Below are 14,625 nucleotides of genomic sequence, written 5' to 3'. Positions count from 1 at the left end.
CTAGTCCCGAGGAGCTGCAAGTTCCAGATCTGACATGTGGCCGGGCGGACTGGCCACATCAGCCACAGGATTGGGGCGGGATGGCGCAGAAACCGAGGGAGTTGACGCCCTGGGTGTCCCCCCTGCACAACTGGGGCTACCAGCTGCGCGAGCTCCGGACTTCGCGGGGCCTCAGCCTCCGCGAACTCTCGAAGCCGACCCGCATCGACCACGCTCACCTGGGGCGATTCGAGCGAGCGGAGCGCATGGCCGACCGCACTCAGGCGGCAATCCTGGACGCCGCTCTGGGCGCCAGCGGGATGCTGCTCCGCCTCTGGGAGCGGATCGGTGACGAGCGTGGCCATGTGGCCAATCCGCCCGTTCATGTGGCCAAGTCATCGGTCGGCCTGGCCTTGGCGGTGGCTGACCAGGCAGCGTCGGACGGTGAGGGGATCTCGGTCCCATGTCGTCTACGTGATGGGTCGGTGGTCTGGGTGGCTATGAATCGGCGTGCGCTGCTGCGCACGGGGGCGGGGCTGGGAGCCGCTGCTGCGGTCGGCGCGGGTTCGCCGGCTGCTGCGGACTCGGGTGTCGTGCCCGGTCTCGTTCGTAGGGCACGGGCCGCGTCGACGTACGGATCGACGCCGGTGGAGCACCTGCGTCGTACCCGCCGTCTGCTGATCGACAACGACAACCTGCTCGGGCCCCGGCATGCGGTCAGCGCGACGCGCGACCACATCCAGGTCATTCAGGAGCTGCGCCGGGACGCGAAGGGCGTCGACCGGCGCGACCTGATGGAGCTCCAGACGCAGTACGGCGAGTTCCTGTCCTGGCTCTACCAGGACCTCGGTAATCCGAAGGCCGCGTCGTTCTGGCTGGACCGGGCGATGCAGTGGTCACAAACGGTCGGGGACCAGGACCTGACCACGTACGTGATGGCCCGCAAGGCGCAGTTGGCCGGTGACGTCGCGGACCTGGTCGACGTGGTCGACCTCGCGGAGGCTGCTCAGGGCATGGCGCGGCCGCGCAGCCGGCTCGCCGCCGTGGCGCGCACGTACGAGGCGTACGGGCATGCGCTGCGCGGCGATGCTGACGAGAGTGAGCGTGCGATCGACGACGTCCGCAATGCCCTTGATGGCGTGGCCTCCGACCCCACCCCGTGGGGTGTGTGGCTGAACGCGTCGTATCTGGAAGTTCACCGCGCCCAGGGCCTGGAGGCTCTCGGCAAGCACGATGAGGCCGCGGACGGGTACGCCGCCGCGATCGGCATGATGCCGGACGGCTACCACCGCGACCGCGGCGTCTACATGGCGCGGCAGGCCGTGTCCCTGGCCGGCGCCCGCGCCCCGGAGCAGGCCGCCGCGATCGGCATGTACGCGCTGACCGTGGCGGAGGACACCGGCTCCGGCCGGATCACCAACGAACTCGCCCGCCTCGACAAGGCCCTGATCCCCTGGCAGCGCGTCGCGGAGGTCGGCGAATTCCGCACCGCCTTCGACGCCACCCTCGTCCACGAGACTGAAACGGACCTGATCTGATGACCGCCCGCCCGTACGTCGTACTGTCCGCCGCCACGTCGGTCGACGGCTACCTGGACGACACCAGCCCCGAGCGGCTGCGCCTGTCGAATGCCGCCGACTTCGACCGCGTCGACCAGGTCCGCGCGGAGTCCGATGCCATCCTGATCGGCGCGAACACGATGCGCCGGGACAACCCTCGGCTGCTGGTCAACAGCGATGAGCGCCGTGCTCAGCGCGTCGCCGACGGCAAGCCGGCCTACCCGCTGAAGGTCACGGTCACCCGCACCGGGGACCTGGCTGCCGACCTCAAATTCTGGCACCACGGCGGCGACAAGCTGGTCGTCACCGTCGACAGCGCGGTGGAGAAGGTCCGCGCGACGCTCGGGGATCTCGCCGACGTCGTCAGCGTCGGGCCGGACCTCGACTGGGGCCTGGTCCTCGATGAGCTCGGACGCCGCGGCGTCCGGCAGCTGATGGTGGAGGGTGGCGGCACGATCCACACCCAGCTGATGGCCGCAGACCTGGCCGACGAGGTGCACCTGGCCATCGCGCCGCTGCTGGTCGGTCAGCCGGAGGCGGCCCGCTTCCTCGGCACGGCCGACTACCCCGGCGGTTCGACGGCCCGGATGAAAGTGCTGGAAGTCCGGGCGATCGACGACGTGGTCTTCGTCCGCTACGCCCCGAAGGAGCGCGGCTGATGTACGCGCCCGACCGAGACCAGGACCTGCGCTGGATGCAGCGCGCGATCGACCTCGCCGCGCTGTGCCCACCGGCCGAAGGTGCCTACTCGGTCGGCGCGGTCATCGTCGGCGAGGACGGCAGCGAGCTCGCTTCCGGCTACTCCCGGGAGGCCGACCCGCACGAGCACGCGGAAGAGGCCGCGCTCGCGAAGCTGCCCGCGGGTGACCCGCGCCTCGCCGGGGCGACGATCTACAGCACGCTGGAGCCCTGCTCCCAGCGGCACTCGCCGCGTACCCCGTGCGCGCAGCGCATCCTCGCCGCCGGAATTCCGCGGGTGGCCATCGCCTGGCGCGAGCCGAGCCTGTTCGTCGACGACTGCGTCGGCTACGAGCAGCTGGTGGAGGCCGGGGTCGTGGTCGTGGAACTGCACGAGCTGGCCAAGTCCGCCAAGTCGGTCAACGCGCACCTGGGGGACCTTGCATGACGGAGCAGCTGGACGTGATCGGTTCGCCTGGCAGCCAGGCCGTGAAGAACGGTGTCCTCGCGCCGTCTTGCTGGGGACCGCGCAAGGCGGGGACAAGGGGGGTGACATTGGGGGGTGACATCCAAGTGTCACCCCCCAATGTCACCAGACACCGCGTCAGATCACGTGCCACACTCGCCGCGTTCGCTCCCCGTCCCGTGTGGCGGGACGGTTCACGAGCTCGCTTCCCGTCAGGCGGGAAGGGCGGAATTACAAGTCGGCGAGCGCTGGAACTGCCGCTCGAAATCTGTTCCGCTTCAGGGGCACCAAGAGGTTCTACCTGCGCGTTCTCACGTCAGGAACGGAACGGTCATCGGCGAGGGGTGGGGAGTCGGGTGGGGTCGGTCGGTATCTCGTGCGGCAACACGCTCGTTCTCGTTAGCGAAGATCGTCCGGGCCATGTATGTTTTGGGGAATCATCCCCTACGGTGGAGGTCCCGATGTCTGATCCGCTGAGGCGAATTGACGCCCTGGTGGAGGAGGACACCCTCCCCACGCTCAAGGCCCGAAGGAAGCTCCGGCTCGCCGCCGGCCTCACCCAGGCCGAAGTCGCCGAGGCCATCGGCGTCAAGCGGTTGGCGATCGTGCGCTGGGAAGCCGGCGCCGCCCAGCCTCACCGAGGGAATCGACTCGCGTACGCACATTTCCTTCGGAGGCTGGCCGTGAAGTATCCGGATGCCGCCGTCGAGGGGGCCTCCGATGAGGGATGACTTCACAGTCCCGGCCGTTTCCGGGTTCGCCGACTCCGCCTTCGGTATCGAGGGGGTCGGGATGACCTAGGCCATCGGCCGCGCGCGCCAAAAAAGTGGACTGGAAATCCACTTCGGCCTCGCGCGGCCCGTCTCGCCGCCCGGTCTCATAAACCAGGTCGGCCCGCCCAGTCCCCGGTTGGCACCGGTTCTGGGCTCCAGCTCAGCGAGCTGGTCTTCACATATCGCAGTACCCCGCCTTGGAAAGCGGGTCGCACCACCGGTCCGCGAGGACCGAGCAGTACCGCAGTCGCTCCCCTGGCAGGGAGCTTCCGCACCGTCCCACCGGCCCCTGGCAGGGCCAACGGAACTCCGCACGACCGGCCCAAAAGCCGTCCGCACCACGTCCAGCCCGAGGGCTGTCCGCACTACCCGTCCGAGTCACCACAAGGAAGCAAGCAAGGAAGCCGCCTCTGGTTCTTCGTCCGTCGCCCGCTCCTCACGGAGGGGGCGCCCACACATCCACACGAACGGATTGCCCCAGCCCCGCTAGGGGCTCGGTCAGTCCACGCATATGGAAGTTGGTCTCTTCATAGTGCCTGATCTCGTGTCCCTCTGTCAGCTTGGCTCTGCCCGATTCACCCCGGTTCAGGTCTGGCGATCGTCCCGCGTGACGGGATTCGCGCCCGGATTCTCCCCTCTTGAGCGGTTCGTACAGGAAGAGGGGTTTCCGGTAGGAAGCTACAACTGCGGCGCCTTCGGGGTGGGGCCGCGGAGCGCAGCTGCGGCGTCTGCAGCTGCGTCGAACGGCTCTCGCCGGTCCCCTCTCGTTGTCCACAGGTCCGCCGCTGATCTCCGGACTCTGTCCACAGGGGAAATCTCCGAGGCTGCCGGGATGATCGCTCGCGCCTGCCTGTCCGTGTCCGCTCACCGCCTTGTCGTGGCGGTGGGCCGGTGAGCGCCGTGGCGGCACCGGCCGCCGTGCTGATCCCCTCCCCGCGTACCTCCGGCTCTCCGGTCGACGGCGCGGTCGACGTGTTGCCCGGCCTGTTCGTGCCGGAGTCGTCCCAGTGGCTGTCGACGTCGGAGGGCCGGATCGCCCTCGAGGGCTACTCCTGGATGCAGGCGGTCCACTGGGTCGCCGGGTCCGGTCTCTACAAGCCGCGGCGGCACCGGTCGCACGGCCCTCGCGCGTTCGGCGTGACGACGGTGCGCGTCGCCCAGGAGCTCGCCCAGCTGTTCCCGTGCCGTCCGGGCATCGAGTACCTGGTGCGCCGCACCGGGCTGTCAGAGCGGTCGGTGGAGTACCACCTGGGGATGCTGAGGGAGGCCGGGCTGCTCGCGTACGTCGTACGAGGCACTCGGGTCCGCGGTGAGTCGGCGCAGGCGTCGGAGTTCGCGCGGATGATCCCGCCCGCGTTCGACGTCGCGCTGGGAATCCGCACGGTGCTGCGGGACGACACCGCTCCGGAGTACACGCGGGCGATGACCGGGATCGCGGAGGCCGGCCGGGAGCTGATGGCGAAGCTGGCCAGGAAGGCGTCGCGGAAGGTCCGCAAGCCGCGCTCGAAGGCCCCGGCGAAGGGGGTTCGGAAGGGGGCTGAGCAGGGGGTTGTGACGGCTGTTTCGGGTGAGGTCCGTTGCACCCCAATGCAGGTGGGTTCCTCTGGGTCTTCCTCTGCGGGTACTACTTCCTTCCCCCCTGAGAGCAAGCTCGCAAGCGGGCAGAGCGATTCCCCCACCCCGAAGAAGGTCAAGCGCGGCAGCCGGAAGCTGAACGCGGTCGGGCGCCGCTTCCAGCTGGCCTCGGAGCTGATCCGGCAGGTTCCGTGGATGGGCCGCGCTGCGGTGCCCCGGATCGCCTGGATCCTCAAGGAGGTCTCGGACGCGGGCTGGACGGCCAACCAGGTCATCGCGTTCCTCGACTGCGGCGACGCCCCCGGCACCGTGCACCGCCCGTCCGGGTTCCTCGCCGGGCGGCTGGCCGGTGCGGTGGCCCTGTGGCCGACCGAGGAAGGCCGCGAGCGCGCTGTCCAGGCGTACCGGGACTCCCGCCGCGCGGAGAAGGCCCGCCACCAGGAGTGGGAGGGCGCCTGGCACGCCCCGCGCAGCATGGCGGTCCGCCGCATGGTCGCTGAGGCGTTCGCTCCCCAGCAGCCGCAGTACGACCTCCCGGACGGCCACCAGGACGCGAGCGAGACCGGCCCTGACGTGCCCGGCGAGGAGGAGCTCAAGGAGTTCCGGGCCGTGGCCTGGCAGGAGTTCATGCTCGGCAGGCCCGACCAGGTCGTCATGACGCTCGACACCCTCGGCCCGGCCGCCGCTGAGCAGATTTACGGCGCTGACCTGGTGCAGCGCGTACGCAAGCTGGTCAGCGGCACCTCGCTGATGACCGTCGGACGCCGGTAGGAGGCCGTGATGACCGAGACCCTGAACACCACCCCCAGCAGCAGCGAGCAGCCGGCCCCGGAGCTGTCGGGCGTCGACCTGGCCCGGGTGGCGCTGCACCAGGCGCGCGAGGCCGCCAAGGCCCGCGGCGAGGGCGGCACCCGCAAGACGAAGCGCCGAGCCCGCGCCACAACGGCCCGGGTCGATGGCCGGGAGCCCACCGGGTTCGCCGCCGTGCTCCAGGGCCTGATGGCCGACCGCGCCTGGAACGTCCCGGCCGCCGGCGGCAGCATCCTGGACCAGTGGCCGGACATCGCGGCCGGCCTCTCCCCGAAGCTCGCCGTGCACGTCACCGCTGTCGCGTTCCACGCGGAGACCGGACAGCTGGACCTGCGCCCGGACTCGCCCGCGTACGCCACGCAGCTGCGCCTGATCAGCTCCCGGATCGTCGCCGCGGCGAACGACGCGGCCGGCACCCAGGCGGTCTGCACCGTCCGCGTCCTGGCCGTGGGCGCCACGACCCCGGCGCCCCGTGAGGCGGCTACCGCCCCCAAGGCTGCGACCGCGCCCGAGACGCCGGTGAAGACCCGCGACATGGCCCCGCCCGGCTTCCACCGGGCGCTCACCGCCCACCAGGCCGTCCCGCGTGCCCAACACGTCCGCTCGGGCGTCACCGAGGCGATCGAACGGCAGACCAGGGCGATGCGCGAGCACAGCCGGAGGGTATTTCCGGAGACGGAGGTTGCGGTCGACGATGCGCCGGCCCCGATCAACGCTGCCCATCTTCAGCGGCGCCGTGAAGCCGCCGCCACCGAGGCGGCCGCCCTCCGGCGGGCCCGTGCGGAACGTGCCGCCCGGCAGGCCGGAACGGCCGCCTTGGTCCCCAACGCGCCCCTTCCGCTGCGCACCACCGCTTGACCAGCTGATGACGCCCGACGAAGTTCCCTGCCGCAAGTGGTTCCTGCGGCGTAGCGTGACGGGTACACGCCTGGTAGACACCGTGCGTCGCGGTGACCACCGGAGGGGGAGTCGTGCAGGAAGGGACCGTGCTGGACGGCCGCTACCGGCTGATCAGACCGATCGGCGCGGGCGGGTTCGGGCAGGTCTGGAAGGCACACGACCCCAAGGTCGACCGGCTGGTGGCGGTCAAGGTCCTCAGCGAGGACGGCGGCACGAACAGCGACCGGCAGGTGGCCCGGTTCGCCCGCGAAGCTGCGGTCGCCGGCGGTCTGTCCCACCCGCACATCGTCACCGTGCACGACTTCGGCTCCGCGAAACACGACGGGCGGCTGTACGCCTACCTGGTGATGGAGCTCCTTCGCGGAGAGCCGCTCAGCGTGCTACTGAAAGGCGGGCGACTACCCCTGCCCGAGCTCGTGCGCACAGCAGCCTGTGTCGCCGACGCTCTGGGAACCGCACATGAGGCAGGCCTGACCCACCGCGACATCAAGCCGTCCAACATCGTTGTCCGCTCCAGCGGCAAAGCAACGGTCGTCGACTTCGGCATCACCAAGAGCAACGACGCCAGACACGACATCACCACCACCGGCGTCCTGATCGGCACCCCGGCCTACATGGCACCCGAGTGCTTCAACGGCGCCTTCGACCACCGGTCCGACCTGTACTCGCTCGGATGCGTGCTCTACGAGATGATCACCGGGCAGCCGCCCTTCCCCGGGACCTCCTGGCATCTGATCAACCAGCACCTCAACGAGCAGCCAGCCCCTTTGCTCAAACTTCGGCTCGCCACCCCGCCGGAACTGGTGGCACTCGTAGCCCGACTCTTGGCCAAGAACCCCGACGACCGCCCCGCCGACGCCTTCGAGGTCATGCTTGCCCTGCGCGAGATTGACCGGCGGTACTTCGACGAGGACTTGCCCACCCGCGGGCCGGACAGGTACGTCCGATCCGCCGTGAGCCCTCGCATCACGGCCTTCGGTGCAGTCACAAAGCTTCTCCTCACCGACCGGAGCCCATGCCCGGACTGCGCTTCCACAGCCGACGCGGACGTCGCACCGGACTGCGAGTCCTGTCGAGGAACCGGCGAGGTCTCTGCAGAAACTGCCCACCGGATCCGGATTCCGCCAGGAGTAAGGCCCGGGCAGCGACTGCGACTCAGAGGTCTGGGCTGGCCCGGTAGGAACGGTGGGGAGCCGGGGGACCTGTTTGTCGTCGTTCGGGTCGAGGGTGCAAACACCGACTGAATAGTCCGGCCCGATCAGGAGCGGCGGGCGAGGACGTCGTCGATGTGGGAGGCGGGCGTCAACTCCGGGGATGCGGCGCCGCCCGTTTCGGTGATCTCCAACCTGATCACCCTCGCGGCGCCCCGGGCCGTCACCAGACTCGCGATCGTGACCGACCTGAACATCCCCAGCCCCGCCTCCGAAGACCTCCCCGGCGGGGCGGGCCGGACGACAGCCGGCACCGGCCGCGTCCGCTTCCCGCTCGTGCGGTGGGTGCTCGCTCCGCGTACGACGTGGCAGGCGCGGCGCCTGGCCGCCGACTTCGGCGAGGGAATGGACGCCCGGACCGCGTGGGTGATGGCGCGCCTGGCCCGTCACCCGGATGAGCACGGCTACGCCATGGGCCACCTGGACGACGACCGCCGGACTGCGGATTGAGCAGAGCTCAGGCGCCGACCTTCGGTTCGTGGAGCTTTGGTCGGGGTCGCGCGGTACGGCTGCTGGCCGTTCAGCGCTTCCAGCGGACGAAGAGCTGCTCTCCGGGCCCGGGGTCGATGCCGAAGGGCAGGCTGAGCGGGGCCAGGTCCAGCTTCTCCTGCGGGGCGAGCGGCGTGAAGCCGCGCTGCTGGTAGAAGCGGTCCAGGCCGGAGCCGACGGGGCACTGCCCGTAGAACAGGAGCAGGTCGAGCTGTTCGTAGACCTGCACGGTGCGCTTGAGCAGGTGGGTGGCCCATCCGGCGCCGCGGGCCTTCTCCGTGACGCTGAGGCCGGCCAGCTTGGCGAGGGCGATGGGAATGGACATCAGCTGCTCGGGAGGGAATCCCTGCTGCTGGGCGCCGTTCATGATGGGCATCGGCGGCATCGAGTACGCCGCGCCGACGATGTCGCCGGCCTTGTCCTCCGCGACCAGGACCAGGGAGAGCCCGGGGATCGCGTCGAGGTACGTCCTCTGCACCAGCAGCGGTGTCATCGCCCTGATCCACGCCTCCTGCCCGGTCAGCCCGGCGCACAGCGCCACGGCGAGCTCACCGCCGAACTGGTCGGCCGCCGGCTGGTCCAGCCGCGCTCCCGCGGCGGCCATCAGATCCTGCACGGCGGCCTCCTCGCCCGCCTGAGCAAGCCGGATGCGCCCTCCCTCGGGGCCTTGCCAGCCCTCGATGACGCGCTTGCTGGTCACGGGCTGCGGCGGGGTGGAGCCGCTGCGGGTCTTCCCTCGTTTGGCCATGCTCGGCACCGTACTGAGCCGGACCCGGCCGGGCTGGCGGATCACCAGAACCAGCCACTACACCGGCCAGAACGCCCTCCCGATCGCCCCCGAACTCGCTCCGTACGCAATTCGTACGGCGAACGTACGCACTTCGTACGTTCCATGGGGTAGAGTGTCGTCAGGAGGTAACCCATGTCCGAGTTGTTCGATGCGGTCGACGCGCTGGTCGCGTCCCGTTCCACGCTTCCGCCCCCGGCGGAGCGCAAGCGTCTGCGGGCCGCGCACGGCCTGACGATCGACGAAGTGGCCACCGCGCTGAAGGTGCGCCGGGCCACGGTGTCCGGGTGGGAGTCCGGCAAGACGGAGCCGCGGCCGCCGGAGCGCGACGCGTACGCCCGGCTGCTGGCGCAGCTCGCGGAGCTCTACCCCGCCGCGGCTGCCACCGTCTCTGCCGCTGAGGTGCCCGCCACGTTCACCGCCGTGCCCGCCCCGGCGGAAGCGCGGCCTCTGTCCACAGGTCCGGCGCCCGAGGCTGCGGACATGACTGCAACCGAGAACACCCAGAGCAGCACCACCCCCGCCCCTGCCGCCGCTGCTCCAGCGGCGGCTCCGGGTCCGGCGCCCACCACCAGGCCGACGTCGACGTCGCGCCGCCCCGGCGCGAAGAAGGCGGCCCCGGCCGCGACCTCCGCCGGGGCCCCGGTGGGTGAGACGGATCCGCGGTTCGAGAACGGACCGCTGGCGGTCGTCGACGTCGAGGACGGGAAGGTGCTGGCGTACTGCGTCGGCGGCCTGGTCCTGGACGTGCCCGCCAAGAGCCTGCCGTCCCTGGTGGACTGGACCCTGAAGGAGGCGAAGCTCGGACAGCCGAAGCTGTCCGGTCCGGGCAGGCTGGCCGACCCGCTGATCGTGCTCACCGCGGCCGCGTGCGAGCGCTACGGCCTGCCCGTCGGCCTCACCGAGGAGGAGCGGATCGCCGGGCGGATCCCGGAGGGCCACAAGGTCATCAAGCAGCTGACCCGCGCCGACTGGCAGCTCACCAAGCGCGGGTTCGGCCCGTGGGCTCGGATCTACCGCCCCGCCCAGGGCTCCGACCGCCAGTGCGTCCAGCTGTGCATCCCGTCGTGGAACGCGCTGGACCCCCGCTTCTGGGGTGCCGCCGGGCAGCTGCCGCCGGCGGAGCTCGCCCGTGTCCTGGGCGCCTACGCGGCCCGGGTGATGACGCCGCGCGGCTCCACTGCGGTGACCGGCCTCGAGCTCATGACCGCCCTGCACCCGCCGACCTACGCCGTGCGGGATGAGGAGACCGGCGTCATGCGGCGGGCCGATGGCAAGACGCCCGGGTCGCTGGGCGTGGACCCGGTGGACTGCGCGCCGTGCGAGGCCCCCGACGGGCACCCGCTGCTGGCGGACCTGCCGCGCTTCCACGTGAGGGGGCCGGAGGAGAAGCTGTTCGAGGAGGCATACGACTGGGCGCGCCCGTTGACCGACGACGAGTGCCTGCGCAGCCACCTCGTGGGCCTGGACGTCAACATGGCGTTCGCCGCCGGAGCGAACGGGCTGGTCGTCGGCCTCGGTGAGCACACGCACGTCAAGAACCCGGTGTTCGACCCGAAGCTCCCGGGAAGCTGGCTGGTCGACCTGTCCCACGTCGACCTGTCGCGGGTGAAGGTCGGCAAGGAGTGGGCGGAGCTGGACGGCGCGCTGCTGCCCTCCCCGTTCACGCCGAAGGGCGACCGTCCGACGGGACCGGCCTGGTACGCGACGCCGACCATCGCCTACGCCCAGGAGCTCGGGTACGACGTGACGCCGACCGAGGCGTACGTCCGGTACGAGAACGGCCGCTACCTGGACGGCTGGTACGCCCGGCTGCGCGACGCCTACCTCGCCACGATGGCCGACCTCGGTGTCGACGCCGACCTGACGCCCGAGGACTTCCTCGCGGCGATGGACGGCTACAAGGGCCGCGACCCGCAGATGGCGATCGTCGTCTCGGCGGTCAAGGCGACGGTGAAGGGGGGCTTGGGGAAGCTGCGCGAGCGGCCCCGCGGCGAGGGCTGGACGTCCGGCGAGCGGTGGCGGGCCCTGGAGCGCCCCACGTGGCGGCCCGACATCCGCGCGGCGGTCATCTCCCGTACCCGGATCAACCTGCACAGGAAGATGGTCAAGCACGCGGCGTTCACCGGGCAGTACCCGGTGGCGATCCTGTCCGACTGCGTCGTCTACGCCGTCGACGGCGAGAGCCCGCTGGACTTCCTGCCCTACCGCGAGGGCAAGCCGCTCCCGGGCGGCTTCAAGCTCGGGGTCAACCCCGGCCTGGTGAAGCACGAGGGCACCCAGACCACGCTCTGGGGAGAGGGAGCCCGGGAGCAGCACAAGGCCCCTGAGCTCAACCTCGCCCGGTACATCAAGGACGGCACCTTCACCGACAAGGACAACGGGGAGTAGGGAGCGCGATGAACAAGGAGTTCGGGGACGGCCTCAACCAGGCCGTGGCGAAGGCGTTCACCCGGCCCGCGCCGAAGTCGGCCGGCGCGCAGATGCGCTACCTGGTCAAGCAGTACAAGGGCACCAAGCAGGTCGCCCAGATGCTGCGGGTCTCCCAGCGCACCGTCGAGCGGTACGTGAAGGAGCAGATCAAGAAGCCGCGAGCGGACCTCGCCGCGCGCCTGGAGCGCGAGGTGAAGAAGCGCTGGCAGCCACAAATCCGGGCCAAGGCGAAGGAGAAGGCGGCAACCACCGGCGGCATCGTCATCGACGTCCACGCCCGCCTCGGCTACGCCGGAGCCTCGATGGACTCCACGGACGAGGACCGCGAGCGGCACATCACCGTCGCCCTGCCTCCCCAGTACGCGGCCCGCCTCTTCGACGCCCAGGAGCAGGGCGCCAGCGAAGACCGGCTGCGCGAGCTCACCGCCGAAGCACTCAAGGAGGTCTACTTCCAGGACAGCGGCCGCCGCGCCGGCTCCCTCCAGGAGGTCCAGATCAACGACGTGCTCGACCTGGGGTTCCAGCTGTAGGCCGTACCCCGAACAACCCGTGAGCCCCGGACCGTGGTCCGGGGCTCACGGCATGCCGGGCGGCCGTCCGGCAACGTCAACGGCGGACCGCAGCGCGCTCGCACGATCGGGCGAAAACCCGCCCACGTTCGGAGCCGCTGCTCCCGGCCGCCGCGGAGCGCCGCCATGCTGAGCACCATCACCCGACTCCAGCGGAAGGCTCCCTGGTGAGCAGCAAGAACCGGCGCGAGCTGACGTGAGCCGAGCTGTTGCGCCGGCCGTACGGGAGAAGGCCCGTACCCGCACCTGTCCCGACTGCCAGGCAGCACCGGGGGAGAAGTGCGCGCCGGACCGGGCCGGACGCTCTCAACTGCACCAGGGCCGGATCCAGGACGCCCACCGTGCGATGGCGCCTCTGCCGCCGTTCCGGATCCTGCCGCCGGACACGGACCATGACCGCAGGCTCATGGAGCTCGATCCCGACTCCGCCGACACCCTGGTGGTGTCCTGGCACCAGGACCTGCTCCGGGAGCTGTTCGCCTCCCCCTACGAGGCCGCCGCTCTGCTGTGGCTGGTCCTGAAGCAGGCGGAGCTGCACCGGCCCGGGGGGCCGCCGGAGATCCGGAACTTCCAGCTGGAGTTTCTGCTCGCGCCGGCGTTCTTCCTCACGCCCAGCGAGATCATGGAAGCGGTGGACCGGCTCGAGGCCCGCGGCTTCGTCGAGCGGGTCGGCGCCATGGGCGTGCGGATCAACCCCGCGGCGATCCGCGTCGTGGAGCGCCGGGACCTGCCCGCCCGCCTCCTGATGCAGCGGAACGCGGACAGAGCCACCTGGGCAGGCTCGCCGATGTCCGCTTCCCCTTCCGCCTGATCTCCCGTCCGGTGCGGCCGGGGCCGCATCAGGGGCCGTACAGGCCGCCAGGCGCGACCAGGAGCGTGCCGTCGGCCGCGCACGGCACGAGTTCACGCGGCGCACGGTCGGGAGCCGCCTCCCCGAAGTGGAAGGCGCAGCGCTGCGCCTTCCACCTCTCGGCATCCTCGTAGGACCGGCCGTCGTACGCGACCGTCAGCTGCTTGCCGATCAGGACGACGACGTCGGGCAGAGTGACGCCCCACTCCAAGGGGTCCGAACATCGCCGTCCGCGGGCAGTACGGGCCACGCACTCCAGCAAGTGCGGGTCGTGCTCCAGGGAGCCCCAGAGCCGGTTGTCCAGCAGGACGTAGCGCTGGTCGGGGAAGTCAGGCCGCAGGATTGCGGGGTGTCGCCGGGAGGGTGTGCTCACACCGTGGTCAACGCCCGCACCTGGCATCCGTACCGCGTGTACGGCGAACTTCCTGCCGGTGGCGACCTCTACGCTGAGGCGATGGAGCTGAATACCCACGAGCGGGGCCTGCTGCACGCCGTTTCCCAGGCACCTGCCCCGACCGCGATGTCCACGTTCTTCCCCGCCCTCAACCAGGCTGTCCCGCCCGAGGTGCACGCCCCCGAGGACGACCCGGTCCGCGTCGCCTGGGCAGACGAGCAGTTCGCGCTCTACGGGGCGTCGGTCTCCCTCTGGCAGAAGAACCTGGTGCGGGTCGTGCACCCGGCGAACGGTGAGCGGCCGGACCTGGTCGAGGCGACGGACGAAGGACGCACCGCGCTGGCCTGAGCGCCCAAACGCCTGTCCTCTGTCCACAGGTTCCGCGTCCGAGCATGCGGACATGACCCAAGAACACGAGCAGTCGGCCCCCGCGCGGAGCGTCCTGGAAGCCCTGGCCCGCGCGGAACGCGCCGTCTTCACCCGGAAGATTCCGCAGTCCGCCAGGGCTAAAGTCGAATTCCTCCTCACGCGCACGAAGGCTTCGACCAAGGAGCTTGCCGAGCGCCTGAACACCTCCCGGCGCACGGTGGAGCGCTACCGCGCCGGGAAGCTCAAGAAGCCACAGAAGAAGCTTCAGGAAGCTCTGGTGAGAGAGACTGAATCCGAGTGGCAACCGCAGGTCAGGGCGCAGGCGAGGGAGCGCGCGGCCACCTCCGGCGGGATGTGGGTGGAGTGCGAGGCGTACTTCGGATTCACCGCGAACGGCAGCTCCGACGACGGCCGGGTGCGGTACATCAGCACGCCGATCTCTCCCACGTACGTGGCCCAGATCCTCGCGGCCCGCGACGAGGGCAAGACCGAGGAAGATCTACAACCCATTGTCGCGGAGGCCATAGCCGAGTCGTATTTCACCGACTGGGGCACGCGCGCAATCGGCTTGCGCGCCGACTTCACGTCAGTCGGATACATAAAACTTTCGTTTTAGGCACGGCGAATAGCGGCCTGCTATAAACCTGGGGTACGGCCCGCCGACGGAGCGCTCTAGCGGCGGGCCGTACCCAGTTTTCCGCAATGAAAGAGAGAGGCCCTCAGATGGACACTGCCGCGACTCGGCGATCGCGCCGCCCTCTCACCAGAGTTCCCGCGCCCGCT

At 70.4% G+C, this 14,625-nt stretch carries 15 protein-coding genes; 13 read left to right on the top strand and 2 right to left on the bottom strand.

Translation table 11 applies throughout. The features are described from left to right. The first annotated feature begins 80 nt into the window (after positions 1 to 80). The 8 genes from QMF80_RS38445 to QMF80_RS31195 all read left to right on the top strand — a co-directional run bounded on the left by QMF80_RS38445 (position 81) and on the right by QMF80_RS31195 (position 8,401). The gene (locus tag QMF80_RS38445; RefSeq protein WP_502962960.1) at positions 81 to 1,517 is read left to right on the top strand and encodes a helix-turn-helix domain-containing protein; all 1,437 of its coding nucleotides are present in this window, start codon (positions 81 to 83) and stop codon (positions 1,515 to 1,517) included. Then, positions 1,517 to 2,197: a RibD family protein gene (locus QMF80_RS31225; protein ID WP_283459386.1), complete on the top strand. Its 681-nt coding sequence runs from the start codon at positions 1,517 to 1,519 to the stop codon at positions 2,195 to 2,197. The genes QMF80_RS38445 and QMF80_RS31225 overlap by 1 nt, the downstream gene beginning before the upstream one ends. Continuing rightward, positions 2,197 to 2,664, top strand: coding sequence for a deaminase (locus tag QMF80_RS31220; protein ID WP_283459384.1), 468 nt, complete (start codon positions 2,197 to 2,199; stop codon positions 2,662 to 2,664). The genes QMF80_RS31225 and QMF80_RS31220 overlap by 1 nt, the downstream gene beginning before the upstream one ends. Positions 2,665 to 3,143: 479 nt before the next feature. Continuing rightward, positions 3,144 to 3,413, top strand: a complete 270-nt coding sequence (locus QMF80_RS31215) for a helix-turn-helix transcriptional regulator (protein WP_283459382.1) — start codon at positions 3,144 to 3,146, stop codon at positions 3,411 to 3,413. Positions 3,414 to 4,346: 933 nt separating this feature from the next. Then, the gene (locus QMF80_RS31210; protein ID WP_283459381.1) at positions 4,347 to 5,801 is read left to right on the top strand and encodes a helix-turn-helix domain-containing protein; all 1,455 of its coding nucleotides are present in this window, start codon (positions 4,347 to 4,349) and stop codon (positions 5,799 to 5,801) included. Between the two features lie 9 nt (positions 5,802 to 5,810). Beyond that, a complete protein-coding gene (locus tag QMF80_RS31205) occupies positions 5,811 to 6,698 on the top strand; it encodes a DciA family protein (protein ID WP_283459379.1) in 888 nt (295 codons plus the stop codon). A gap of 128 nt (positions 6,699 to 6,826) precedes the next feature. Next, the gene (locus tag QMF80_RS31200) at positions 6,827 to 7,984 is read left to right on the top strand and encodes a protein kinase domain-containing protein (RefSeq protein ID WP_283459377.1); all 1,158 of its coding nucleotides are present in this window, start codon (positions 6,827 to 6,829) and stop codon (positions 7,982 to 7,984) included. 42 nt (positions 7,985 to 8,026) lie between these two features. Next, positions 8,027 to 8,401 (top strand): hypothetical protein, encoded by a 375-nt coding sequence (locus QMF80_RS31195; protein ID WP_283459376.1) that lies wholly within the window; start codon positions 8,027 to 8,029, stop codon positions 8,399 to 8,401. Between the two features lie 70 nt (positions 8,402 to 8,471). Here the strand turns inward: QMF80_RS31195 and QMF80_RS31190 are convergent, their stop codons facing one another. Continuing rightward, complete coding sequence (locus QMF80_RS31190; protein WP_283459374.1) at positions 8,472 to 9,188, bottom strand: hypothetical protein; 717 nt, start codon at positions 9,186 to 9,188, stop codon at positions 8,472 to 8,474. A 174-nt stretch (positions 9,189 to 9,362) separates the two neighbouring features. Between QMF80_RS31190 and tap the strand changes: the two genes are divergently transcribed. The 3 genes from tap to QMF80_RS31175 all read left to right on the top strand — a co-directional run bounded on the left by tap (position 9,363) and on the right by QMF80_RS31175 (position 13,040). Beyond that, on the top strand, positions 9,363 to 11,618 hold the full coding sequence (tap, locus tag QMF80_RS31185; RefSeq protein WP_283459372.1) for a telomere-associated protein Tap: 2,256 nt from the start codon (positions 9,363 to 9,365) through the stop codon (positions 11,616 to 11,618). A gap of 8 nt (positions 11,619 to 11,626) precedes the next feature. After that, on the top strand, positions 11,627 to 12,190 hold the full coding sequence (gene tpg, locus QMF80_RS31180; protein WP_283459370.1) for a telomere-protecting terminal protein Tpg: 564 nt from the start codon (positions 11,627 to 11,629) through the stop codon (positions 12,188 to 12,190). 235 nt (positions 12,191 to 12,425) lie between these two features. Next, on the top strand, positions 12,426 to 13,040 hold the full coding sequence (locus QMF80_RS31175; protein WP_283459368.1) for a zinc finger domain-containing protein: 615 nt from the start codon (positions 12,426 to 12,428) through the stop codon (positions 13,038 to 13,040). Positions 13,041 to 13,068: 28 nt separating this feature from the next. On the opposite strand, the gene QMF80_RS31170 is transcribed toward QMF80_RS31175, so the two are convergent. Continuing rightward, positions 13,069 to 13,452 (bottom strand): hypothetical protein, encoded by a 384-nt coding sequence (locus tag QMF80_RS31170; protein WP_283459366.1) that lies wholly within the window; start codon positions 13,450 to 13,452, stop codon positions 13,069 to 13,071. 81 nt (positions 13,453 to 13,533) lie between these two features. Between QMF80_RS31170 and QMF80_RS31165 the strand changes: the two genes are divergently transcribed. Continuing rightward, positions 13,534 to 13,821: a hypothetical protein gene (locus QMF80_RS31165; RefSeq protein ID WP_267829249.1), complete on the top strand. Its 288-nt coding sequence runs from the start codon at positions 13,534 to 13,536 to the stop codon at positions 13,819 to 13,821. A 52-nt stretch (positions 13,822 to 13,873) separates the two neighbouring features. Then, positions 13,874 to 14,458 carry a telomere-protecting terminal protein Tpg gene (gene tpg / locus QMF80_RS31160; protein WP_283459362.1) on the top strand — a complete coding sequence of 195 codons (585 nt, stop codon included), beginning with the start codon at positions 13,874 to 13,876 and terminating at the stop codon, positions 14,456 to 14,458. The last annotated feature ends 167 nt before the right edge of the window (positions 14,459 to 14,625 follow it).

Source organism: Streptomyces sp. G-G2 (assembly GCF_030063135.1).
Classification (GTDB): Bacteria; Actinomycetota; Actinomycetes; order Streptomycetales; family Streptomycetaceae; genus Streptomyces.
The sequence above is the reverse complement of the archived record's forward strand: the minus strand, read 5'-3'. Positions and strand labels throughout refer to the sequence as shown.